The sequence below is a fragment of the Turicibacter faecis genome, from assembly GCF_037076425.1.
Classification (GTDB): domain Bacteria; phylum Bacillota_I; class Bacilli_A; order MOL361; family Turicibacteraceae; genus Turicibacter; species Turicibacter faecis.
Genome location: NZ_AP028127.1, coordinates 839,694 through 864,306 on the forward strand (window position 1 = coordinate 839,694; position 24,613 = coordinate 864,306).

General features: G+C 38.8%; 25 protein-coding genes and 1 pseudogene. 17 read left to right on the forward strand and 9 right to left on the reverse strand.

Annotated elements, in window-relative coordinates:
* Positions 1 to 3: 3 nt before the first annotated feature.
* Positions 4 to 759, forward strand: a complete 756-nt coding sequence (locus AACH31_RS04045) for an ISL3 family transposase (protein ID WP_338617938.1) — start codon at positions 4 to 6, stop codon at positions 757 to 759.
* A 68-nt stretch (positions 760 to 827) separates the two neighbouring features.
* Here the strand turns inward: AACH31_RS04045 and AACH31_RS04050 are convergent, their stop codons facing one another.
* The gene (locus AACH31_RS04050) at positions 828 to 1,841 is read right to left on the reverse strand and encodes an Mrp/NBP35 family ATP-binding protein (protein ID WP_161832929.1); all 1,014 of its coding nucleotides are present in this window, start codon (positions 1,839 to 1,841) and stop codon (positions 828 to 830) included.
* A 75-nt stretch (positions 1,842 to 1,916) separates the two neighbouring features.
* The gene (locus AACH31_RS04055) at positions 1,917 to 3,116 is read right to left on the reverse strand and encodes a nucleotidyltransferase (protein WP_262951228.1); all 1,200 of its coding nucleotides are present in this window, start codon (positions 3,114 to 3,116) and stop codon (positions 1,917 to 1,919) included.
* Between the two features lie 273 nt (positions 3,117 to 3,389).
* On the opposite strand from AACH31_RS04055, the gene AACH31_RS04060 reads away from it, so the two are divergent.
* From AACH31_RS04060 to AACH31_RS04085, 7 genes are all read left to right on the forward strand, one after another.
* On the forward strand, positions 3,390 to 3,911 hold the full coding sequence (locus AACH31_RS04060; RefSeq protein WP_161832927.1) for a YceD family protein: 522 nt from the start codon (positions 3,390 to 3,392) through the stop codon (positions 3,909 to 3,911).
* An 11-nt stretch (positions 3,912 to 3,922) separates the two neighbouring features.
* Positions 3,923 to 4,102 carry a 50S ribosomal protein L32 gene (gene rpmF / locus AACH31_RS04065; RefSeq protein ID WP_006783624.1) on the forward strand — a complete coding sequence of 60 codons (180 nt, stop codon included), beginning with the start codon at positions 3,923 to 3,925 and terminating at the stop codon, positions 4,100 to 4,102.
* A 312-nt stretch (positions 4,103 to 4,414) separates the two neighbouring features.
* Complete coding sequence (locus tag AACH31_RS11785; protein ID WP_432766971.1) at positions 4,415 to 4,873, forward strand: transposase family protein; 459 nt, start codon at positions 4,415 to 4,417, stop codon at positions 4,871 to 4,873.
* An 11-nt stretch (positions 4,874 to 4,884) separates the two neighbouring features.
* A complete protein-coding gene (locus AACH31_RS04070; RefSeq protein WP_338617939.1) occupies positions 4,885 to 5,580 on the forward strand; it encodes an ISL3 family transposase in 696 nt (231 codons plus the stop codon).
* 378 nt (positions 5,581 to 5,958) lie between these two features.
* Entirely contained in the window at positions 5,959 to 6,762 is an 804-nt protein-coding gene (locus AACH31_RS04075) for a GNAT family N-acetyltransferase (RefSeq protein WP_262951143.1), read from the forward strand.
* 123 nt (positions 6,763 to 6,885) lie between these two features.
* Positions 6,886 to 7,761 (forward strand): choline/ethanolamine kinase family protein, encoded by an 876-nt coding sequence (locus tag AACH31_RS04080; RefSeq protein WP_161832903.1) that lies wholly within the window; start codon positions 6,886 to 6,888, stop codon positions 7,759 to 7,761.
* Between the two features lie 227 nt (positions 7,762 to 7,988).
* On the forward strand, positions 7,989 to 8,567 hold the full coding sequence (locus tag AACH31_RS04085) for a M15 family metallopeptidase (protein WP_161832904.1): 579 nt from the start codon (positions 7,989 to 7,991) through the stop codon (positions 8,565 to 8,567).
* A 23-nt stretch (positions 8,568 to 8,590) separates the two neighbouring features.
* On the opposite strand, the gene AACH31_RS04090 is transcribed toward AACH31_RS04085, so the two are convergent.
* Positions 8,591 to 9,541, reverse strand: coding sequence for a 4-hydroxy-3-methylbut-2-enyl diphosphate reductase (locus AACH31_RS04090; protein ID WP_338617941.1), 951 nt, complete (start codon positions 9,539 to 9,541; stop codon positions 8,591 to 8,593).
* Positions 9,542 to 9,734: 193 nt separating this feature from the next.
* On the opposite strand from AACH31_RS04090, the gene AACH31_RS04095 reads away from it, so the two are divergent.
* Together AACH31_RS04095 and AACH31_RS04100 are read left to right on the forward strand one after the other, a co-directional pair.
* The gene (locus AACH31_RS04095; protein ID WP_161832906.1) at positions 9,735 to 11,036 is read left to right on the forward strand and encodes a DEAD/DEAH box helicase; all 1,302 of its coding nucleotides are present in this window, start codon (positions 9,735 to 9,737) and stop codon (positions 11,034 to 11,036) included.
* A gap of 21 nt (positions 11,037 to 11,057) precedes the next feature.
* Positions 11,058 to 11,960: a deoxyribonuclease IV gene (locus AACH31_RS04100; RefSeq protein WP_161832907.1), complete on the forward strand. Its 903-nt coding sequence runs from the start codon at positions 11,058 to 11,060 to the stop codon at positions 11,958 to 11,960.
* A 44-nt stretch (positions 11,961 to 12,004) separates the two neighbouring features.
* On the opposite strand, the pseudogene AACH31_RS04105 reads toward AACH31_RS04100, so the two are convergent.
* The 3 genes and pseudogenes from AACH31_RS04105 to ispG form a co-directional block, all read right to left on the reverse strand.
* Positions 12,005 to 12,949 (reverse strand): annotated as a pseudogene (locus AACH31_RS04105) (IS30 family transposase).
* Between the two features lie 74 nt (positions 12,950 to 13,023).
* On the reverse strand, positions 13,024 to 13,314 hold the full coding sequence (locus AACH31_RS04110) for a hypothetical protein (RefSeq protein ID WP_161831976.1): 291 nt from the start codon (positions 13,312 to 13,314) through the stop codon (positions 13,024 to 13,026).
* Positions 13,315 to 13,485: 171 nt separating this feature from the next.
* Complete coding sequence (gene ispG, locus AACH31_RS04115) at positions 13,486 to 14,577, reverse strand: flavodoxin-dependent (E)-4-hydroxy-3-methylbut-2-enyl-diphosphate synthase (protein WP_161831977.1); 1,092 nt, start codon at positions 14,575 to 14,577, stop codon at positions 13,486 to 13,488.
* Positions 14,578 to 14,705: 128 nt separating this feature from the next.
* Between ispG and AACH31_RS04120 the strand changes: the two genes are divergently transcribed.
* The 7 genes from AACH31_RS04120 (at position 14,706) to AACH31_RS04150 (ending at position 22,953) form a co-directional block, all read left to right on the forward strand.
* Entirely contained in the window at positions 14,706 to 15,329 is a 624-nt protein-coding gene (locus AACH31_RS04120; protein ID WP_161831978.1) for a superoxide dismutase, read from the forward strand.
* 309 nt (positions 15,330 to 15,638) lie between these two features.
* Positions 15,639 to 17,777, forward strand: coding sequence for a penicillin-binding transpeptidase domain-containing protein (locus tag AACH31_RS04125; protein WP_161831979.1), 2,139 nt, complete (start codon positions 15,639 to 15,641; stop codon positions 17,775 to 17,777).
* Between the two features lie 286 nt (positions 17,778 to 18,063).
* Positions 18,064 to 18,213 carry a 50S ribosomal protein L33 gene (gene rpmG / locus AACH31_RS04130; RefSeq protein ID WP_055242559.1) on the forward strand — a complete coding sequence of 50 codons (150 nt, stop codon included), beginning with the start codon at positions 18,064 to 18,066 and terminating at the stop codon, positions 18,211 to 18,213.
* Positions 18,214 to 18,566: 353 nt separating this feature from the next.
* On the forward strand, positions 18,567 to 19,511 hold the full coding sequence (locus tag AACH31_RS04135; protein WP_161831980.1) for an L-lactate dehydrogenase: 945 nt from the start codon (positions 18,567 to 18,569) through the stop codon (positions 19,509 to 19,511).
* A gap of 205 nt (positions 19,512 to 19,716) precedes the next feature.
* A complete protein-coding gene (locus AACH31_RS04140; protein WP_161831981.1) occupies positions 19,717 to 20,658 on the forward strand; it encodes an ROK family glucokinase in 942 nt (313 codons plus the stop codon).
* 57 nt (positions 20,659 to 20,715) lie between these two features.
* Positions 20,716 to 21,345 carry an MBL fold metallo-hydrolase gene (locus AACH31_RS04145; protein WP_338617943.1) on the forward strand — a complete coding sequence of 210 codons (630 nt, stop codon included), beginning with the start codon at positions 20,716 to 20,718 and terminating at the stop codon, positions 21,343 to 21,345.
* Between the two features lie 237 nt (positions 21,346 to 21,582).
* Entirely contained in the window at positions 21,583 to 22,953 is a 1,371-nt protein-coding gene (locus AACH31_RS04150; protein WP_161831983.1) for an MATE family efflux transporter, read from the forward strand.
* 66 nt (positions 22,954 to 23,019) lie between these two features.
* On the opposite strand, the gene AACH31_RS04155 is transcribed toward AACH31_RS04150, so the two are convergent.
* From AACH31_RS04155 to AACH31_RS04165, 3 genes are read right to left on the reverse strand one after another with little or no spacing between them, the layout of a single operon-like run.
* The gene (locus AACH31_RS04155) at positions 23,020 to 23,520 is read right to left on the reverse strand and encodes a shikimate kinase (protein WP_262953915.1); all 501 of its coding nucleotides are present in this window, start codon (positions 23,518 to 23,520) and stop codon (positions 23,020 to 23,022) included.
* Between the two features lie 12 nt (positions 23,521 to 23,532).
* On the reverse strand, positions 23,533 to 23,910 hold the full coding sequence (locus AACH31_RS04160; RefSeq protein WP_161831985.1) for a hypothetical protein: 378 nt from the start codon (positions 23,908 to 23,910) through the stop codon (positions 23,533 to 23,535).
* Positions 23,907 to 24,401, reverse strand: a complete 495-nt coding sequence (locus AACH31_RS04165) for a competence type IV pilus minor pilin ComGF (RefSeq protein WP_338617946.1) — start codon at positions 24,399 to 24,401, stop codon at positions 23,907 to 23,909. The genes AACH31_RS04160 and AACH31_RS04165 overlap by 4 nt, the downstream gene beginning before the upstream one ends.
* Positions 24,402 to 24,613: the final 212 nt, after the last annotated feature.

Genomic DNA, 24,613 nt, shown 5'->3' on the forward strand with positions numbered 1-24,613 from the left:
GCAATGTCCTTCATTTTTTGTGATGCGTCCAATGGAAAGCTAATTAATATCGTTGAAGACCGTCGCTTAAGTACTCTAAAGGACTATTTTATGCGGTTTTCTAAGGAAACTCGTGAAGGTGTAACCCACATCGTCATTGACATGTACGCCCCTTATATGACACTCATTAAAGAGGTATTCCCTAAGGCTAAGATTGTTTTAGATAAATTTCATATCGTTCAACTAGTCTCTCGTGCTCTTAATAAAACACGCATTCGTTTCATGAATCAAAATAAAGAGTTTTATAATAAATTCAAACATTATTGGCGACTTCTCTTAAAAGCCCAAGAAGATCTTAATGCCACTCATTACTTCTATTCCAACTGCTTCAAAAAGATGATCTCTCAACAAGAAATTATTGACTTTTTATTAGCCCTAGACCCTGAACTAAAGGAGACTTATGATTTCTACCAAACTGTCCAACAGGCTATTAAACTTCGTAACCTTGAAATATTTCATCATGCCATTCAACATCCCTCTGACCTGCTTTCACACGAAATGAAAACAGCTTTAAAAACACTCACTCATTATCAAGATTATGTCAAAAATACTATCGAAACTCCCTATACAAATGGAGTACTTGAAGGAATTAACAACAATATCAAAGTCATTAAGCGAATCGCTTTTGGATACCGTAGTTTCTACCATTTCAAAGCAAGAATTTTGATTATTCATAAATACACTTTTGAACAAAAAAAGAAGAGGAATCAAACCATCTAAAGAATAGCCTAATTCCTCCCGATTATATGTATAGATTTTATTCACCCACACTATTTGACAAAGAACCTTTATTTTAATGCTTTTAATACTTTGTTTGCAAGGCCGAGGTAAGCAACTCCAATATCCTCTGTTGGAGTGAAGATGGAGTGTGAGAGGTTATTTTGTGGTTGACCGATTGGGAGTGTAGCAAGTAGGTCAACCTTTAAGGCATTTGCAACGATTTCTCCACCACCTGAACCAAAAATCGCCTCATGGGCCTGATTGACTGGATTTGGGTAATAAGACATGTTTTCAACGACCCCAAGGATTTGATGTTTAAGTGTTTGAGCCATATACCCTGATTTCACGGCAATATGTGAAGCGGTCGGATGAGGAGTGGTTACAACGATGACATAGGCTTCAGGAATAAGCTTTTGAATATCGATGGCAACATCACCTGTACCAGGAGGGAGATCGATGAGCATAAAATCTAAGTTCTCGTCCCATTCCACGTCGTTAAAAAAGTGATTTAACATTCGATTAAGCATTGGACCGCGCCACATGAGTGGTTGATCGTCTTCTAAGAAAAACTCTGTTGAAATGACAGGAATATCAAACGCCTTTGGAGGATAGATTTTATTATTGCTCGCTAATTGGAATCCTTCTTTTTTCATTTCGAAAATATGAGGGATACTTGGTCCGTAAATATCAGCGTCAATAATCCCAACCTTTTTTCCTAAGCGTGCAAGTGCAACGGCTAAATTAGCTGTAACCGTTGATTTTCCAACGCCACCTTTTCCCGAGGTAATGGCGATATAAGTTGTTTTTTTCTTTGTTGTCGATTCTTCTTGTGATGGAAGCTGCTCAAATTGTAATTTAACTCCACGGAATTTAAAGTCAATTTTAATAAGTTTCGCTAATTGGCGTGAGAGTGTTTTTTCTTCTGGGCCTTTAATTAATCCGATGGCGAGAATCGCTGTTACAATTGAATCCTCTTCATTGACGGCGAGATGGCGAATACTGTGCTGTTCGCCTAACGTTTTTTGTGTGCTTGGATCGATTAATTGTTCAATCGCTTGTTTGATTTGTTCTTTTATCGTCATGTTTAACAACTCCTTTATTAAAACATATGAATCATCTAATTTTTATTATACCTTAAAATAGACGAAATGCCTGAGTTAACGCTCAATGTGAAGAGGAAAATTCATATATTCTTCTTGGTTTAGTTGGGTGCAAAGTGGTTCGGGTAAAATCGCGCTATAGGCAGCGGTGACCGCCTGTTCGTGCTTGAGAATTTCATGAGCTTTTAGCTCGAATTTACTATATATAGGAACCGTCACTTCCTTTTTAATCTGTTTTAAATAGCGTTTACCTGTAGGGGTCGAACCTAAAATTCGAACGTAAGGGGCGCCGTTTTCAATCTGTAAAGCACGAATCCAAGTTTTTTCAGTTTGCGTCAAAATGTGAGCACAAATACGTTGAATCCGTGTTCGGGTATAGCGCTTGGTTTTGACATGATTCATAAATTCTTCAAAGCTTGAACTCTTTATCATCGCAGCATATAAACGGTTTTCAAGTCCTTCTTCAACATCATGGATGCCGAGGAGGCCTTTAGGGGTGAGCGTGAGAATTTTTTGCTTAAGAAACGGAAAATAGGCTTCCCACGTGTGGTAGGTTGCTGTTAGCTCATAATGCTCCTTTAATAGGTGGGCCACATTTTTTGGGACAAATGCATCAATGGCTTGTCCCTTTTCACGGAGATTTCTGATAGACGTTGCACTAGAAATCGCGTGATGCGTTGGGGCGAGGTCGCGGTAATCACTATGTATTCGTGTTAACGTGCCAGCCGTTATCGGACTATTTAATTCACGAATAGCTTTGAGGTAGTAAAGACCTAGGGTGTTGTTTGGAGAGGTTGCTAACTCATGATTTAGATTAAAGGATTCTAAGGTCGCGGCACTTGCCTTTGGAAGACTAAGCCCTGATTTTAGCTGTTGTTTGAGTTTTTTTTGAAATTGATCCTCTTGCATGATTTGATCGAGGGTCAATAATTCATTAATATTTCCGCTTTCGCTTCCAAAAATGAGTTCATTTACGCGTAAATGTGTTAAAATAGAAACGGCCCCTTTTGCAAATAAGTCGGCAGATTGACAACTATAGACATAAGGAAGTTCAACGACGAGATCGGCGCCGTTTAACAGTGCCATTTTAGCGCGTTCCCATTTGTTTACAATCGTCGGTTCCCCTCGTTGGGTAAAATGTCCACTCATCACGACAATGAGCACATCGGCCTGTGATTGTTTAAGACTTTCTGTTAAATGGTATAAATGACCGTTATGGAATGGGTTATATTCAACGATTAAACCGGTTGCTTTCATCTTTTATCACCTTCCTTGTTTTATTATAGCAAAGATTAGGTGAACATCGCTAAAGTTTTAGCGGATGAGGCGTTGATTCGGTTAACGAAATGGCCTATTTTTTTTTGGGATGGATAGATGATATTCCCTGATGAGTAGGGGATATTAAAAAGGAGTGCTACGCGATAAATTTATAAGATTACAATTCTTTTTGTTGAAAATTATCAAGTGATGTGTTGACAATAGGATACAAAGTATGTATAATGTAATCTGTTGCAATTAGAGGTGATTGTAATGAAATGGGCAATTGCTCAACTAGTCAAACAAGGTTCCAAAGTTTTTGAAATTGATGAACTGATTGATTTCTCTGACATTGTGAACGCACACGATGAAATTCGTAAACTTTCAAAGGTTAAAGTGACAGGAACAGGACAGCTTCAAGGAAAAAAAGTTGTTTTCAACCTTCATATCGAAGGGACGATGACACTCCCTTGTGCCGTTACACTGGATGATGTAGAGTATCCATTTGATTACGATTCAGTAGAAATTTTCGTATTAGATGCTGATCTCTATGAAGAAGGTGAAGACGAGTATCTCGTAACTGGAACAACAATTGAACTCGCACCGATTATTTGGCAAAATATTTTGCTACAAAAACCTTTACGTGTGGTGAAGGAAGGTGCTTACGAAGAAATGAAGAAAAAAGGTATCGAATTTGAAACAGAAGAAGATTTGCACGAATCAGAACCTGAAGTAAAAGTCGATCCGCGATTAGCAGTTTTATCAAAATTGCTAAATGATACTCAAGATAAGTAGGAGGTGTCAACATGGCTGTACCACAAAGAAGAACATCTAAAACTGCAAAACGTAAACGTCGTACTCACTTCAAATTAGAAGTACCAGGTATGGTAGCTTGCCCACAATGTGGAGAAATGAAATTATCTCACCGCGTATGTGGAACTTGCGGAACTTACAAAGGACGCGAAGTTGTTAAAACTGAAGAATAATCCTTTATTAATGGGCCCATTAATAAAGATTAGCGAACCAGAACAGAAATGTTCTGGTTTTTTTGTGGTTCTATAATATTTGGTGTGGGTGATGCCCACGCCTCTTTTATTGGAATTAAAAAATAAGTACAAAAAAAGAGACATAACGTCCCAAATTCTATACAATGTAATCGACCAAAAAAACACGAAAGGATTGGGTTTACGTCTCACACTAATTGTATCTCAACTTTACTTGATTTAAAAGATAAAAATATTACTTTTTCAGAAAATTGTATCCAAGAAACTCAAATTAAGAATGTCCGTTCTAAACTTATTTTAGGCACTCTTTCTTTTCAACCGACTCATTGCTATCACTGTGGTCATTCTTTTGACTCAAATATCATTAAACACGGCTTCAAAACTTCACGTATTAAGCTAGTCAAAATTTCCGGATTTGATGCTTATCTAGACTTAAAAAAACAACGTTATAAATGCCGTCATTGTGACCGAACATTTACCCTAGAAACATCTCTTGTTAACCCTAATTGTTTTATTTCCACCCCCGTAAAACAAGCCATCTTTTTAGAAGCTAGTCATAAGAAATCCGAAACAGATATTGCACGTGAGCTTAACGTTTCTCATTCAACCGTTAACCGCGTCATTCATTCTTCCTATGAAGAACAGCCGCTTCCCTTTAATTCTCTCCCAAAAGTTCTTTGTTTTGACGAGTTTAAGTCGGTTAAATCGGCCGAGGGTCACCTGCCATGCGAAGCATGTATCCTCCATTGGTAGGGAACGGAGCAATGTCTTTCATTTTTTGTGATGCGTCCAATGGAAAGCTAATTGATATCGTTGAAGACCGTCGCTTAAGTACTCTAAAGGACTATTTTATGCGGTTTTCTAAGGAAACTCGTGAAGGTGTAACCCACATCGTCATTGACATGTACGCCCCTTATATGACACTCATTAAAGAGGTATTCCCTAAGGCTAAGATTGTTTTAGATAAATTTCATATCGTTCAACTAGTCTCTCGTGCTCTTAATAAAACACGCATTCGTTTCATGAATCAAAATAAAGAGTTTTATAATAAATTCAAACATTATTGGCGACTTCTCTTAAAAGCCCAAGAAGATCTTAATGCCACTCATTACTTCTATTCCAACTGCTTCAAAAAGATGATCTCTCAACAAGAAATTAGTGACTTTTTATTAGCCCTAGACCCTGAACTAAAGGAGACTTATGATTTCTACCAAACTGTCCAACAGGCTATTAAACTTCGTAACCTTGAAATATTTCATCATACCATTCAACACCCCTCTGACCTGCTTTCACCCGAAATGAAAACAGCTTTAAAAACACTCACTCATTATCAAGACTATGTAAAAAATACAATTAAAACTCCTTATACCAATGGAGTACTCGAAGGAATTAACAATAACGTCAAAGTCATTAAACGTATTGCCTTCGGATATCGTAGTTTCTATCATTGGGTCCCCTAGCGTACGTAGCGAAGCTCGTACATTTCATCAATTGCTAGGGAAAGGTCACCTGCCATGCGGAGCATGTTTCCTCCACTGGTAGGGTAGTCAAAGCAAAAATTTTGATTATTCATAAATACACTTTTGAACAAAAAAAGAAGAGGAATCAAGCCGTCTAAAAGATGGCCTAATTCCTCTTGATTACATGTATAGATTTTATTCACCCACACGATTTGACAAAGAACCTTTTCGGTTATGTCGAAAAAGGGTAATCAATACAGGTGCCAGCCCTTTTTATCATAAATTGAAGGATTCCCCTCTTGTGAATGGGTTGGTAAACTTTACAATTTCTTGTACGTATGGTAGGATTAGTTATAGTATGACAGTGGGGGAGACTAGATGATTAGAAAATTGATGGAAAAGGACCGCGAAGCGGTTTTAACGTTTTTGCGAGAGGAGCCCCTTTTGAATTTATTTCAAATCGGGGATATTAGAAATTATGGGTTTAACTCAAGTATTCAGACTGTTTATGGTTATTTTGATACGAATCATCAGTTAACAGGTGTTCTTCTTCGTTACCGGCAACACTATCTTCCTTATTTTAAGGAGGAGGGCGAGGTGTGTCAGTCCTTTTTAGATGTTATTAAAACAGACCCTGCGGCACAGATGATTTCAGGAGATGAGCGGTTGGTTCGCCCTTTTTATCGTTGTTTTAATGAAGTAGAGAAAGAGATGACCTTTTTGTGTGAATTAATAGATGGAACTCATTTGCCCTCAAATGAGTTAGTAGGGGTAAAGCGAGCGACAGTAGCAGATGCTCCTCGGATTGCGACATTAATCCAGATGATAGTGGAGTTCCACTCAGATTCGGCTAATGTTCAGAATATAAGACAAAAGATTAAGGATGAATCTGGACGGATTTACTACATTGAAAATGAACACAAAGAAGTGATTAGTGTGGCACAATCAACAGCTGAAAATGAGGAATCGGCAATGATTGTCGGGGTAGCGACGCATCCTTTGTATCGGCGACGGGGGTTCATGACGCAAACCTTATCAAAGCTATGTTATGATTTGTTAGCAGAACAAAAGCGAGTATGTCTATTTTACGATAATGAAGCAGCGGGAAGGATTTATCATCGATTAGGTTTCAAGACGATGGGGACATGGGTCATGTTAAGACGTGTCCAACAAACACGATGAGTTTGGTGTTAGCAGGAGTTGAGACAATCTGATGGAAAAATGAAGAATTTTGCAGAAGAAATACGCTATTTTTAAAAAAGATGTGATACAATAAAGGAAAAAATAAGGTATAGGAGTGAGACAATGGAAAGCTTAATTTGTTCAACAACTGCAATCGCATTAGGTGTTGCACGAAGCGATGTAACCGTCGATTACCGATTGATGGGGGGGATGTCAAACTTAATGTACGTCGTTTCAGCCAAGGGGAAAAAGTATACCTTCCGTATTCCGGGAAAAAACTCGGAGGTATTTGTTGACCGTAAAGAGGAATTGTTCAACATTCAAATTATTGATGGACTTGGAATTAATAATAAACTGGTTTACTTTGATACGAAAACGGGATATAAGTTATCAAAATTCGTTGAGGGAACACCATTAGGAGAGATGCCAGACCCGGAATCTCACTTAGAAGAAGTAGCCTGTGTTTTACATCGATTACACGATTCGGGACTAAAAGCGCATAAGGATTACGGTCCTTATGAACGATTAGAGAAATACGAACAAGAGGTTAAATTATTAGGATATACGCACGATGAAAAGTATACCCATCTTAAGTCAGTATTTTTAAGTCACCGCGAATTCCTCGATCAATTTGAACAAGTGATTTGTCATAATGACAGTCAAATTTCAAATATTGTGATTGGGGAAGAACAACCTTATTTATTGGATTGGGAGTTTGCTGGAAATAACGACCCGATGTATGATGTTGCTTGCGTCGGTAATAAAGATTTTGGATTAGCCTTAAAATTTTTACCGGTTTATCTCGGTCGTGAACCACGTGCTGAAGAATATCGTCGAGTGTATTTATGGCGAGCATTTCAATGCTTGCAATGGCATAATGTTGCTTTATATAAGGAAATGATCGGACTGAGCCAAGATTTAGGTGTTGATTTTAAAGGGGTCGCAACCCTGTATTTGGCCAAAGCTGAGGAGTTCCTAAACGGGGCCAATCAATATTAATTAATTAGGAGGGGAAGCTAATGGGCTCCTCCTTTTTTTGTTTTTAGCGGAGTAACCGTGTAAAGTCGCCTAATGGCACGATTCGATAAAAGATGGCAGACATCGCTGTCTGATTGGTCGTCGTTAAAGCAAAAAGCAATTCACGTCAAAAAGTGAGTTGCTTTTTTCATAAATGGGACGATTACCGTATATTTTTATAGTAAGGATGTATCGGGTGGAGGGATAAAATGGATGGATTTTGCTGTTTAACATTGGAACAAGTCTATGGTCCGCAACTCAAACAGGCGGTCCTTTTAGATCCGAATGTGGTCAATTACGACGAATTACGTTATTTAAAGGTGTTGCACATCGGCTATGATGGTTGCCCTCATCAAGGGGAGCTCATTGTCCACCACACCGTAGCCAAGGAGGTTCTTGAAATCTTTCAAGCGCTGTATGAGATGAGCTACCCCATCGAAAAAATGCGTCTTATGAATTGTTACGACGGTGATGACGAATGGTCGATGACCGATAATAACAGTAGTGCGTTTAACTTTCGTTATGTGACGGGAGACGGGGGGAAGAAGTATTCGAAGCATGCCTACGGTTTGGCGATTGATTTGAATCCACGGGTTAATCCTTATATAAAAGGTGAAATCGTCCTTCCGAAGAATGGGTTACCTTATATCAACCGGGACCAGCATGCGCTGGGGATGATTAAAAAGGATGATGCCGTCTACCGATTGTTTAAACAATACGGTTGGATTTGGGGGGGAGATTGGGAAACCTTGAAAGATTACCAACACTTTGAGAAAAAGAAAAAATAAAAATCCAGGAGTTTCCTGGATTTTTATTTGCGTTTAAATAACACTTTGTCGCTTGTTATTTGCGAGGTTGTATCCCAAGTGGTCTCATCCTTTGGATCATAGGCTTCTAAAAATTCAATAACTTCTTTTGTTACCGCCGTTGGAGTTGATGCTCCTGCTGTGACAGCAACGGTTTCGATCTCTTTGAGCCAATTAAGGTCGATATCCGCTACAGAGGCGATGCGATGTGAAGGGGTATGGGCACGCTCGATTGAAATTTGTGAGAGTCGCGCCGTATTATTGCTATGCGGATCACCAACAACTAATGTTAAATCAGCTGCTCCTGCTTGATTGGCGACGGCCTCTTGACGCACTTGAGTGGCGTTACAAATTTCTTTAATAAAGGTTGCCTGTGGAAATTTTTCTTTTATTTTTTCTGAGAGTGAGTAAACATCCCACAGGCTCATTGTTGTTTGATTGGTGATAATAATTTTTTCGTTAGTTAGCGCGAGTTTTTCTAATTCATCGGCCTTAGATAAGAGATGGATATGGTCTTTATCTACACCGAGTGCTCCTTCAGTTTCTGGATGTCCGTGCTTACCAATATAAATGACGTCATAGCCAGCATCGATATGTTCTTTCATCAAAACATGGGTTTTAATGACGTCTTTACAACTAGCATCAATAACGGTTAACCCTTTATCCATCGCTTTTTGATTTACCGCGGGAGCGATTCCGTGTGCAGTAAAAATAACAGTTCCGGCGTCGATTTGTTCAAGGAGTTCTTCACGTGTTTTTGTTTTATCGTCGATGGTGATGACGCCTAAATCATCAATCGCCTTCGTGATGTGTTCGTTATGAACAATCATGCCAAGGACATAAATAGGTCGTGGTAACGATTCGTCTTTTGCTGCATCTTGAACAATATTTAGGGCGCTAATAACCCCGAAACAGTAACCTCTTGGGGCAATTTTTATGACTTTCAATGCATTCACCTCTACTTTAGATTATGTATTTATTATAGCATATTTCGACTTAAAACTCCTAATAATGAACAATATAGCTTGAATTTTAAGTCCTATGTTTGATATGATAGAATTTGTATGTCAAATGGAATAGCAAAATAACGAGTTATTTTCGTTAAGATGGATAGAAGTTAGTCATACTAACAGTGAAGGAGTGGTAGAAATGTCTGTACGTTTTGAAGAGTTAAAGATTAAGCCTTACTTAAAGGAAGCCGTAGCGAGTCTACATTTTGAAGAATTAACACAAATCCAGGAGGAAGTCATTCCGTTAGCATTACAAGGGAAAGATATTATTGGACAATCGCAAACAGGAAGTGGAAAAACACATGCTTTCTTATTGCCGATTTTTCAAAAGTTAGATGAACAAGCACAACAAGTTCAAGCCGTGATCACAACTCCAACGCGTGAGTTAGCGGATCAAATTTATCAAGTAGCGAATCAACTTGCTTCATTTTGTGAGCACCCAATTAAAATTGGACGTTTCGTTGGTGGAACAGATAAGCAAAAAACAATTGAAAAATTAGGAACACAACCTCAAATTGTAATTGGGACTCCAGGTCGTATTAAAGATTTATCGATTAACGAACGCGCCTTATTCGTTCATACGGCAAAAATGTTTGTAGTTGATGAGGCAGATATGACGCTTGAAACTGGATTTTTAACTGAAATTGATCAGATGGCCGGAACGATGGGGAACGATTTACAAATGATGGTGTTTTCAGCAACGATTCCTCAAGCGTTAAAACCCTTTTTGAAAAAATATATGACGGCTCCGGTGCATATTCATATTCAACCTCGTCAACAAACAGCGGTTAAAATTGAGCATGTTTTATATCCGACAAAACACCGTAATCGTGTAAATATTGTGGCCCAGTTATTAAAGGCATTAAACCCTTATTTAGCGATTATTTTCGTGAATACGAAACAAAGTGCAACGGAGGTGGCGAATGCTTTAACATCGGCAGGGCTTCGTGTCGGACAAATTCATGGGGATTTAACCCCACGTCAACGTCGTCAAATGATGCAACGTATTCGTCATTTAGAGTTTCAATATATTGTAGCGACAGATATTGCCGCACGTGGAATTGACATTGAGGGAATTAGCCACGTGATTAACTACGAATTACCACAGGATTTAGAGTTTTACATTCATCGTGTCGGTCGAACAGCGCGTGGAAATTATGATGGAATGGCGATTACGTTATACGATTCAAAAGAGGAAGAATTATTACAACAACTTGAAGCGCGTGGAATTGAATTTAACTATCGTGAATTAAAAAATGGAGCATTAGTGGAGGTAAATGCGCGTAATGCTCGTCAAAAACGTGTGAAAAAGGAAAATGAAATTGATAAAATTGCGAAAGCTAAAATCCGTAAACCGAAAAAGGTAACACCGGGTTATAAAAAGAAAATGAAAGCTCAAATGGAGCAGGTGAAGCGTCAGGAACGACGTAAACGTAAATAATAGAGGGTTAGGTGGTATAAGATGTTAAAAATTGGATCACATGTTGGGATGGCTGGAAAGGAAATGCTTCTTGGAGCGGCTAAGGAGGCCGCCTCATATGGTGCAAATACGTTTATGATTTACACGGGGGCCCCACAAAATACGCGTCGTAAACCGATTGAAGAGCTAAATATTGAAGCGGGATGGGAGTATATGAAGCAGCATGGACTATCTGATATTGTCGTCCATGCACCTTATATTATTAATTTAGCGAATACTGTTAAACCGGAAACGTTTGAATTGGCCGTTGAGTTTTTAGCGAAAGAAATTGAACGATCAGAGGCGCTGCGCGCTTATACACTTGTCTTGCATCCAGGTGCACATGTAGGAGCTGGAGCAGAGGTTGGATTGGCCAAAGTGGTTGAAGGACTTAATGAAGTGTTAACGAAAGATACGAATATTACGATTGCGCTAGAGACGATGGCAGGAAAAGGGACGGAAGTTGGGCGTAGTTTTGATGAGCTGGCCTATATTTTTGATAATGTCGTCCATAATGAAAAATTACGTGTTTGTTTCGATACCTGTCACGTTCATGATGCAGGCTATGACTTAGTGAATGACTTCGCGGGTGTTTTAGAATCGTTTGATCGTTTAATTGGAAAGAAACAGATTGCCGTTTTCCATATTAATGATAGTAAAAATATAATGGGGGCCAAAAAGGATCGTCATGAGAATATTGGATTTGGAGAAATCGGATTTGATGCCCTCAAAACCATTATGTATCATCCAGATTTTAAAAAGGTTCCGAAAATCTTAGAGACACCTTATGTTGCTGTTGGCGGGGATTCTAAAGAGAAATTACCACCGTATAAACAAGAAATTGAGATGTTTAGAAAAGGGGAGTTTGACCCTAAAAATCTTGAACGTATTTTAGGAAAACAATAAAAAAATAACCATCCGTTTGGATGGTTATTTTTTATGACGAATTGTCAATACAAATGCGACAGTTTCTCATGAAATAGCTCGAATGAAGTTTTCCAACCTAAGCATTTTCGTGGTCGATGATTAATGAGGAGGAGGGCTTCATCAATCTCTTTCTCACTAACTCGTGCTAAGTCCGTCTTCTTCGGAAAGAATTCTCGAAGAAGACCATTGGCATTTTCATTACTTCCTCTTTGCCAAGAGGAATAGGCGTCAGCGAAGTAAACAGGAACCTTTAAATCTGCTTCTACTTTGGAATAACAAGCAAACTCTTTTCCTCGATCAACGGTATAAGTTTTAAAGGTGTCTTTAGGAAAATGTTCATATAACTCACTAATCGCTCGGTACATTTCAGATGCTGAGCGATTTTCGATTTTAACGGCGACATAAAATCGTGTTTGACGTTCAATAAATGTAGCTAAACATCCTTTACTTTTACCACGGCTTGAAACAACTGTATCAAGTTCCCAATGACCAAATGCCTGACGTTTTTTTACCTCTTTCGGACGTTGATGAATTGATGTCCCAATGTTAAATCGTCCGCGTGTTTCTCGTGGTTTTCGGCGTTTTCCCTTTTGCCTTAAACAGCTTAAATCCCCTAACAAAATCGTTCCGTCATAAATCCAACGATAAATAGTTTTGAATGAAATAACACCCTTTAAAACCGTATTAGAAATTTGTTCAGGCGACCAGGTTAACTTTAAATAATGTTGGAGGGTTTGAATAACTTCTTCAGATTTGGTCTCTGGACGATGACAAACTAAGCGACGTTGCTCGGCTAATTCATCTGCTAGCTCTGCTTGATACGTCTTTTAAGTATTTCGTTTTAGTTCACGAGCAATGGTTGAATGATGACGATTTAATTGCCCCGCAATTTGTCTCGTTGAATAACCCATTTTTGAAAGAACTTCTATACGTGTACGCTCAAATGTGTTAAGATGTTTATAACTCATAAATAGATCTCCTTGTTAAGAATTTGGTGTGGTAACTTCATTCTATAACAAAGAATTCTATTTATGAGCTTTTTTTATTTGTCGCACTTAATATTACAATCTGTCTTATTAAAAATGATATTTCGTTTAATTCCAGTAATTAATTCATTGTATTTAGATATATTAGACGTTTTTAAATAGGTACGTAATTGGTCATGATTTAAAGATAACGAAGGCTCATCGATAATCTCACTCCAATGATGGGTCAGGAGATGATGAAAGTTTATTAAGTCATTGGGATCAATTTTCAAATCGTTCTTACAGTTTAAAGTGAATAACTCCTCAACACTTAAATGCATCAAGGTTGTTTTTAGTAACTCATACATAGCAAGTCCCCCTTTGTAACAAATGAGTGGCACTTCTTTATACTATGCAGTTTATGGAAGAATGGTTCGAAAAATGCTTATCTTTTTTCTGGCATCGTTTACAAGTGAGATTCTTTTTTGTGTCTTTACGTGATATGAAAAAAACCTCGAAGCATATTCGAGGTTTTTAAGTTAGGCTTTTTGTTGTTGCTCACGTTCTTTGACTAAAAGTTGAATTTCTTCGACTAATGTATCAAACATTTGATCTTCTGGGACTTTTCGAATAATTTCTCCGTGTTTGATGAGGATTCCTTCTCCGCGACCACCGGCAATCCCAATATCGGCATTTTTAGCTTCACCTGGGCCGTTAACCGCACACCCCATTACAGCAACATGAATATCGTGAGGAATTGTGGTTAAGTAATCTTCAACGCGTTGAGCGAGTGGAATTAAATTATATTGAATACGTCCGCACGTTGGACAAGAAATAAGGGTTGGAGCATTTTTGATTAATCCAAAATTTTTGAGAATTTCACGTGCGACTTTAATTTCCTCAACCGGATCGGCACTTAATGAAACGCGCATGGTATTTCCAATTCCTTGGTGAAGTAAAATCCCGAGTCCGATTGAACTTTTAATTGTTCCAGAAAATGCCGTTCCTGCCTCTGTAATTCCTAAATGTAAAGGATAGTCAAACGTTTGGGCTGCAAGTTCATACGCTTTAATCGCTAAATCTGTATCCGACGCTTTTAGCGAGATAATGATATCTTCAAACCCTAAGTCTTCTAAAATTTTAACATGCAATTGGGCGCTTTCGACCATTCCTTCTGGCGTTGCTTGCCCATATTTTTTTAAAATTTCACGTTCGAGTGAACCGGCATTGACTCCAATACGAATGGCCACCTGTTTTTTCTTAGCCGCTTCAACGACTTGGCGAACCTTTTCTTCGTTTCCGATATTTCCAGGATTAATTCGGATTTTATCGACACCTGCTTCAATCGCAAGTAAGGCTAAACGATAGTCGAAGTGAATATCAACGACTAACGGAATAGAAATTTGTGCTTTAATCTCTTTTAAAGCGTGTGCATCTGCCTCATCTAAGCATGCGACGCGGACGAGTTGACATCCCGCTGACGCTAAACGATTAATTTGTTCGACTGTGGCTAAGACGTCGTGCGTTTTCGTTGTGGTCATACTTTGAATAATGACCTCATCTTTACCACCAATAAATAAGTTTCCGACTTTTACACGTTTTGTATGTTGACGATGTGTGAACTGAGACACCGTAAATCACCCCACAATTTAGCTTCTTTTGATATAAAATGCGAAAATGACATTTCCTATCTGTCTTTAATTATATAATAATTCCAGAGTGTTTCAACTGTTATACAAAAAAATCAGGAGGCGAAGAGATGACGGAATATCCTTTTTTACCATTACCTTATACTTATAATGCATTAGAACCTATTTTGGATGCAAAAACAGTAGAGATTCATTACACTAAGCATCATAAAGCTTACTTAGATAAATTAAATGCACTCGTCAAACGATATCCTTCTTTTTTTGAGGGGAAAACGATAGAAGATGTACTGAGTCATCCCGATGAAATTCCAGCTGATATTCGTCAAGAGGTGATTAATCAAGGGGGCGGGTATGCCAATCACAACCTGTATTTTTATAGTTTATCACCGAATGGCGGAGGGGAGCCGTTTGGAAAATTAGCGAAAGAAATTAAACTCGCGTTTGGAAGTTTTGATCAATTAAAACGATTACTCGCACAGGCAGCAACGTCTCAATTCGGATCGGGTTATGGATGGCTAGTTCTTGATCAGAATAAAAAGTTACGGGTGGTGAAGACACTTAATCAAAATTCTCCATTAAGTGCAGGCTTTACACCATTATTAAATCTTGATGTTTGGGAGCACGCGTATTATTTGAAATATCAAAATCGTCGGGCGGATTATACAGAGGCTATTTTTGAAATTATTAACTGGGATGAAGTGGAGCGCCGTTTTGAGGAAGGGCTTCGTAAATAGTAAAAAAACTGGTTCGAGTAATGAACCAGTTTTTTTAATTTTAACAAAAGTGGACAGACTAAAGGTATGTATCCATAGGTGAGGAGGGAGATTTATTTGATTGGAGAATGGATCTCATGAACAAGGATAACAGGGTTAAGATGATGAATGAAATCTTCCCACCTATCGCGCCCCTGTTGGATGGAAGAAGAGGTGTGGGGGTCGTGGGAACCCATACGACAAGATGACCTATTTTTTTACACAAAAAATTCAAAAGACCCGTTTTTAAGTGTGATATAATAGGTGAGAAGTTAGAGTGAAAGGTGCGGGATGGACGTGGATAAGTTATTTAAACTAATCAAGTCATTAGTTTTTAGAATACAAGTATTAAAAGTAGTTTGTTTGTTAATGTTTATTGTGATTGCGTTCCGTTTATATGCTATTCAGGTGAAGTATTCGGACGATTATCAGGCTTATGTGAATAAGACATCGACTGTTGCCTTGCAACGGAATGTTCCGCGTGGGGTCATCTACGATCGAAATATGTCTGTGTTAGTTGATAACGAGGCGGTGAGTACGATTACGTATCAACGGTATGCGGATGTCAGTGAAAAAGAGATGCATCAAATTGCTGATAAATTGGCGGATTTAATTGAAGTGGATTTTAGCAAGTTGACGTCACGTGATTTAAAAGACTTATACTTAGAGAAATTTGAGGATGAGGCGAAGGAGTTATATACGAAAGAAGAGTTGAAAAAGTATGGGGATAAAAAGCTCTATCAATTACAACTCAGTCGTATAACGGATGACATGTTATCAAAACTTACCGATCAGGATAAAGAGGCCCATGCGATTTATATTAATATGAAAAAGGGGACAAATCAGACATCTAATATTATTAAAAAAGGTGCAACTGAAGAAGAAGTAGCGATCGTTAGCGAACATTTGGAGTCGATGCCAGGGGTGAATACAGAGGTCGACTGGGATCGAACGTATCCAAGTGTTGCGCAGTGGCACCCGATTTATGGACGTGTTTCAAGTTATGAGCAAGGATTGCCAGCGGTGTTAGTAGATTATTATAAGGCGCATGACTATCAATCAAACGATCGGGTAGGATTATCCCAGTTAGAACTTTATTATGAGGCGTTACTTGGTGGGCATAAGTCGCAATATTTATTAACGAATGATGACGATACGTCAACGTATGATGAAATCTATGAGGGGCAACGAGGGTATGAATTAGTGTTAACCATCGATGCCGAGTTGCAGGCAGCCGTTAATGATATTGTCCGTGATGAGTTGTTAAATGCGAAGAAAAATTCATCGACGACGAAGTATTTACGTGAGGCGTACATCGTGATGACAAACCCTAATACGGGGGAAGTGTTAGCGATGACAGGAAATATTATTGATTGGGACGACGAAGCAAAAGATTATGTGATTTATGATAACTCGCTTGGAACTTTTCAAAGTTCGTTTACGGTCGGATCGGTTGTTAAAGGTGCGACCTTGCTTAGTGGATTTAAGTATGGAGTGACGACGCCAGGACAAGTGGTTAATGATACAAAGATGTACTTTAAAGGTGGTCTTGTCAAAGGATCGTGGCAAACATTAGGGGCGGTTAATGACTTAACAGCGTTACAAAAGTCGAGTAACGTGTACTTCTTTGACCAAACGATTCGTTTCGGTGGCTCATATTATTCACCGTACATGGCGCTAAATCTGAATTTAGATGTTTTTGATAAATATCGTTCAACCTTTAATGAGTTTGGACTCGGTGTAAGTACTGGAATTGATTTACCGAATGAGTCGACGGGATTAGTTGAAGCGCAGCGAACGTCAGGGAAACTTTTAGACTTCGCGATTGGACAGGCGGATTTATACACGCCGATGCAACTTGTTCAGTACGTTTCAACGGTTGCGACGAGTGGGAGACGTTTTGCTCCGACACTCGTGAAAGAAGTCTATTTGCCATCGAATGACGATATAAGTGGAAAACAATTAGTTAAAGGGTTTGCTCCTAATTTGTTAAATGTGGTTGAATTAGATCAACAATATTTTGATCGTGTTCATCAAGGGTTTGTAATGGCCTTACAACAAAGTGGAGGAACGGGATATTCAACGTTCTATAAGGCAAACTATAATCCTGCAGGTAAAACAGGGACGGCACAGGAATATGCGCGTGATGCGGATGGACGATACATCAAGGATGCCAACGGCGAATTTATTGACGTGCATAGTCGAACATTAATTGCCTACGCCCCTGCGGATAAACCAGAGGTGGCTCTTTCTGTTATTGTTCCGCAATGTGAGTTACCGAGTCAATCCCACCCGATTTCGCTTCAAATTGGTGAACGAGCGATGCAAGCCTATTTTGATTTAAAGAAAGAACGAATGGCGGCTCAAAATGAAGTGGATAATGGAGAGACTATAGGACAAGCACCGGAGAATGTAGCACAAGGTGAATAAAGAAAAACAGAAATGGCTGAATAAAAGGGGAGAAAGGCCCCATAATAAATTGATTTAACGTGTAAAAAATATAGGCGAAAACGAATGACTTGGAAACTATTTTTAAATAAGGGATAAATTACTTATAAATAGGTCTTGAGGTACGATTAAGCTTTTGTTATAATTTTTACACAGGAGATTAAACAACAAAGAAACACTTTATAGTACAAATTGATAAAAAAAACTTTGTTTTTTGATGTCGTGCGTGCTATAATGTAGAAGTTGTTATTAGATTGGAGGGATTTTAGTGCGAGTAAATCTTACATTAAAATGTACAGTTTGCGGTGAAGAAAATTACATTTCTAAAAAAAATAAACGTAATAACCCAGAACGTCTTGAGATGAATAAATACTGCCCACGTTGCCGTAAATCAACTGCTCATCGCGAGAAAAAATAAGGAGTCATCCTTTTTACAAGCCCTGCCTTCGGTAGGGTTTTTTTTATGTTCAAACAAAATGTATGGATGAGAACTTTAAGAGTTGAAGGTTTTAGCTTTTTTAGGCAGTGAGGAGACTAATCTAGTAGAACGAATGGGTTATTTTATCTATTGACTAAAGAAAAATAAAGAAAGAAAGCGATTTTTTACACTTTTTAGTGAATAATGTTTGTGAAAAAATAAATCATGGTATATAATTAAAAATGAATTTAAGACACATTTGCATTTCATAAAAATAGTGAAGCTGTCGGAGTTCGCGAAAATATGGCATACGAAAGTGTATGTCATAAAAACATGTTGTAGAGGTGAAAGATATGAAAACAGGTGTAAGACGCGTTGCTTTAGTCGGAACAGGATTCGTAGGAATGAGTTTCGCATACTCAATGTTAAACCAAGGCGGATTAGAAGAATTCGTTTTAATCGATGTAAACAAAGATAAAGCTGAAGGGGAAGCAATGGATTTAAGCCATGGTTTACCATTTGGACCACAAAAAATGGATATCTGGGCGGGGACATATGAAGATTGCCGTACAGCAGATATCGTTGTTATTACAGCAGGAGCTAACCAACAACCAGGGGAAACTCGTTTAGCTTTAGTTGAAAAAAATGCAAAAATCATGCGCGGAATCGTTCGTGAAATCATGAAATCAGGATTCAATGGAATTTTATTAGTAGCAAGTAATCCAGTTGACGTATTAACTTACGTTGCATGGCAAGAATCTGGATTACCACGTCACCGTGTAATCGGATCAGGAACAACTTTAGATACAGCTCGTTTACGTTTCGAAATCGGTAAATATTTAAATGTTGACCCACGTAACGTACACGGATACATTATCGGTGAACACGGAGATACTGAGTTCCCATTATGGTCTCATACAACTGTAGGTGTTCAACCAATTATGGATGTTGTGGCTAACAACCCTAAATTCAACCAAGAAGATTTAGAGCAAATTTACGTAAATGTACGTGACGCTGCTTACCACATCATTGAACGTAAACGTGCAACTTACTACGGAATCGGTATGGCATTAGCTCGTATCGTACGTGCTATCTTAGGTGATGAAAACAGCTGTTTATCAGTTTCAGCTTACTTAAATGGACAATACGGACAAAATGACGTATTCGTAGGGGTACCTGCAATCGTTAACCGTAACGGAATCCGTGAAGTATTCGAATTAAACATTACTGAAGAAGAAACAGAAAAATTAACAAAATCAGTTAACGTATTAAAAGAAACTTTAAATACAGTTAAATAATTTTAAAAAAAAGCACCGGACTCTGACACGGTGCTTTTTTTATGAATTTTGAATATGTAACGGGTTTGGTTATTTTTAAAGGGGTTACATCTTTTTATTAAGAAGACTTTATGATAAAATGAATACGAAGAAATTATTAAAGGATCAAGTACATGATATAGGAAGATATCTGACTTTATGTGGCATGATAAGGAGGAGTTTGAAAATGAATAAATATGTATTCGGAATTGACGTTGGTGGGACAACAATTAAATGCGGATTATTTTCATCAAAAGGTGAAATTTTAGATTCTTGGGAAATCGTTACGAATAAAGAAGATAACGGGGACCATATCGTTTCTGATATTGCACGTACGATTGAAGCAAAATGCGAAGAAAAAGGAATTCAATTAAGCGAGGTTGAAGGTGTTGGAATTGGGGTTCCAGGACCTGTTGATAATAATGGTGTTGTCAAAGTTGCCGTGAACTTAGGATGGACAGAACGCCATGTGAAAACGGAATTAGAAGAAATGATTAAAGTTCCAGTGGCAGTTGGAAATGATGCAAACGTCGCTGCATTAGGTGAATTATGGTTAGGGGCTGCTGCAGGGGCACAAGATGCGATCATGTTTACGTTAGGAACAGGTGTTGGTGGTGGAGTCATCGTTGATGGTAAAGTTGTTGCAGGTGTTCATGGTGCCGGGGGAGAAATCGGTCACTTAGCGGTTGTTCTTGAAGATGGGAATCAATGTAACTGTGGGAAAAAAGGATGTTTAGAAACGGTTGCTTCTGCAACAGGAATCGTTCGCGAAACAGAAAAATTCTTACTTCATACAGCAGAAGAATCAACGTTACGTCAATTAGATAAAATCGAAGCTAAAGATGTCTTTGATGCAGCGAAAGCTGGAGATGCTGTTGGATTAAAAATGGTTGATCAATTAGGTCGATATATTGGTTTAGCGGCAGCTAACTTAGCAGCAACAACTGATCCACAAAAGATTATTATCGGTGGAGGGGTTTCAAAAGCCGGAGACATTTTAATCGATACCATCGTTAAACATTACCAAAATTATGCTTTCAGTGCGGTTCGTCAAACACAATTTGTTTTGGCTGAATTAGGAAATGAAGCGGGAATTGTTGGTTCAGCTTATTTAGCTAAAACGTTATAATAATAATTAGAAAAGCACCCCTTGTGGGTGCTTTAAGCGATTGATGAGGTGATTTTGTTGAACGTTTATCCATTAGTATTAGGACCTGTTCAAACGACGTGCTACGTTGTTTCAAGTCAAGGAAGGGCAGTTATTGTGGATCCCGCTGCCAATGCCAATAAAATTATTCAATATTTAGGGACGAAGAAACTCATCCCTGAGGCAATTTTGTTAACTCACGGTCATTTTGATCATATTGGTGCTGTCAACGAGTTAGCAGCGAAGTACCGTCTTCCAATTTATGCGCATAAATTAGAAAAAGAGTATTTTGATCAACCAGAGGTTAATCTTTCAACGATGATGTATCAACCGTTTGTGTTAAGTGAAGACCTGGATTATCATTGGTTAGCGGATGGGGCAACGCTTACTTGTTTGGATACCCAAGTTAAAATTTTTCATGTACCTGGTCACACGTCGGGAAGCCTATGTTACTATTTTGTGAAAGATCGCATGGTATTCACAGGAGATACACTATTTAAACAATCGATTGGACGAACAGATTTTATTTATGGAAACCATCAACAGTTAGTGACTGGAATCAGACAGAAATTATTAACCTTGCCAGATGATACACTTGTTTATCCTGGCCATGGTGACTGTACAACGGTTGCAGACGAAAAAAGAAACAATCCATTTTTAAACAACTAGGAGGAGGCGAATTTGCCTCCTTTTTTTATAGGTTCATTGGTGATGAACAATGTTTAAACATATTTATTGTTTTTTAGACATAGGGTATACAAGTGGCGCCATGTTTTATCCTAAACTTACGGTCATTATCATTGATCCGATGTGTTTGATGATTAAATCGTGAGAGAGGTAACATGAGAGGTGAAAGCTTTTTCGCCCCATAAGAGATAGATTTTTTATAAAGGGAGGAGAGAAGAAATGGATCAAACGGGACAATCAAATCCATTAGGGGAGGCCCCTCTTTTTAAATTGATTTGTAAATTTGCCATTCCCTCAATGATTAGCCTTTTGGCGAGTGCGATTTATAATATTACAGATCAGATGTTTATTGGTCATCAGGTGGGTGTTCTTGGAAATGCGGCAACGAATGTTGCGTTTCCTGTCGTCACTTTGGCAACTGCTATTTCTCAGTTGGTTGGTGTTGGGACAGCGGCTCATTTTAATATTTGTCAAGGAGCCGGACAGGAGTCGGATGCTAAACGATTTATTGGAAATGGACTTGGGTTCATGTGTTGCGCGGGAGTCGTTATGATGGGGGCTTTATTTTTGTTTAAGTTAACCATTTTAAATTTATGCGGAGTAACGGATGAAGTGTTTAACTATGCTAATCTTTATTTAAGTGTCACGCTATTTGGTATCCCGTTCTTTATCTTTTTTACCGCGGGTAGTTTTCTGATTCGGGCGGATGGGAGTCCACGCTATGCGATGGGGTGTTCGATGACGGGGGCGCTATTAAATGTCGTTCTTGATGCTCTTTTTATGCTCGTTTTTAAATGGGGAATCTTTGGTGCTGCACTCGCCACCGTTTTAAGTCAAGGGGTTTCAGGAACGCTTTGTTTATGGTATTTTAATCGCTTCCGGGCGTTTAAGATTAAGTGGCAAGATCTTCGGCTTCAACCGACGTATGTGTGGGAGATTGCCAAATTAGGATTTCCTAATTGTTTAACGCATTTTTTAATGATGGTGGTCAACGTGTTGATGAATCATACGCTCGTTTTTTATGGTGCCCAAAGTCTATATGGAAGTGCTATTCCGTTGGCAGTTTCCGGAGTGGTCGCCAAACTTTATACAATTTTATCGGCGTGTTCAATTGGACTAGCCCAAGGATGTCAGCCAATTTGGGGATTTAATAAGGGGGCTAAAAACTACCGTCGGGTGAAAGAAACGTTTAAAAAAGCGATGATGATGGGATTGATGTTTAGTTTTACGGCATTTTTACTGTTTCAACTCTTTCCACGCCAAATTGTTGGGATTTTTGGTGGAGGAGGGGAGCTGTATTTTCAGTTTGCGACTAAATACATGCGCATTTATTTGATGCTCATTTGTGTCGTTGGGGTTCAACCGCTCATTGTCAACTTCTTTACCAGTACGAAAAAAATGAAACAGAGTATGATTCTTTCACTGGCCCGTCAAGGACTCTTTCATATCCCTTTAATTTTGTTGTTCCCGATGTGGTTAGGGATAGATGGAGTGCTATACGTCGGACCCATTGCGGATTTTTTAACCTTTATGTTATCTATTATTTTGATCATGCGCTATTTTAAAGAACTAAATGAATCTGAGTTTTAAGTGTATTTTTACAATAGACGAATTAAAGCCCTTAACTGTGAATTGAAAACAGGTAAGGGCTTTTGTTTATTGAGGAAGTTTTTGTTTAATGAGGGTGATGATTTCTTCTACGGTTTTATGATCGGTCTTAATGGTATCATGGGCGCATTCTCTGTAGAGGGATTCCCTTTTGTCGTACAAGGTACGAAGTTTTTGTTCCATTGGTTCATTTTGGAGGAGGGGACGATTTTGGTCATCGATCCGAGTGACTAATGTTTGGATGCTTGCCTCTAAGAAAATAACGTAGGCGTTATTTTTGAGGTGTTCTCGATTTTCTTTTTGGATGATGATTCCGCCTCCGGTTGAGAGAATGCCTGGAAAGGTTAAAAGGGTTTGGAGCGCTCTCGTTTCTAGTGTGCGAAAGTAGGCTTCCCCTTTGGTAGCAAAGATGTCTTTGATTTGTTCATGGGTTGTTTGTTCGATAAAAAGGTCGCTATCGTGCCACGGGAGGTGGAGTTCCTTTGCGAGTTGTTTTCCAATGGTGGTTTTCCCACTTCCCATCATGCCAATGAGGGCAATTGGTTTCATATGAAATCCCTCCTAGTTCATAGTGTAATCATGGGTCTTTTTGTCATAGGTAATGCTCCCAGATTCTAAGTATTCATTATAGTGAAATTGATAGGTGACTGCAAGTGTCTCATACCCATTTTTATAGCTTATGGTAACCGGGGTCCCATTATGTAAGGAAATGACCTGAGGTGGTATTTTTTCATGTCCTTCAACGATTTTTGTTCCTAGTTGGTCTGTTATTTGTTTGACGCATTCTTTTTTGAGTAGGGAGAGTGTTAAATGATCGCGTTCGAGGTGATAAAGACGCGCCTGATCTTCAATTCGATAGGAGAGGTGAAGCAGGAGAAGGGCGATCATTAAGCTCATCGCGAGTGTTAAGGGAAGAATCATCCCCTTTTGGTTCATCAAACTGGCACCTCCGTTTCGTCAACCTGATCCTCGTTAAGTGGTTGAAGTGGGAACCGATGAGAGGTTAGGTAAATGGAATAGCTATTATTTTTAGTGCGAAGGGTGAGGGTGACGGACTGATCATGATGTTGGGTGATGTCTAATTGGTCACAATGATAGAGGGCGACTTCGCCGCCCTTTCCATCGACTTGGCGCATGAGGCGATGATTAGAAATAAAGTAGGTAGATTGTTTACCCGATTCAAGATAGAGGGTAAGCTTTTCTCCTGAGATATCGAACCGAAGCGCGTGTTGAGCTTCTTTTTGCAATCGTGCGCGCAAGGTTGTTATTTCCTCATGACTCACCCGGTCTAAATCGGTTTGGTACGTTTTAATGAGGGGGAAGAGTCGAAGGATGAGAAGTGTCAGAAGGGCTGTAATGACGAGACCGATGAGATGTTCAACGAGTAAAAATCCATGATTAGATAAGCTATAGACAAATTTTTTGTTCACCGGATTCCCTCCAGTCATAAGTCGCACAAAGTTGAGCGTCTTTTTGGGTGACGGTATAAGGGATGGGGGAGGTAAGATGAAGGGGGAATGAGAGGGTGTTGGGTTCAAAGAGCCAGCGATCTTTTAATACATAGAGGTGATAATAGAGCGTTTGTTGGACGTCAAGGTGCTGTTGCTTTTTGAGAAGTTTAGGTAAGACGTGGGAAAGACTC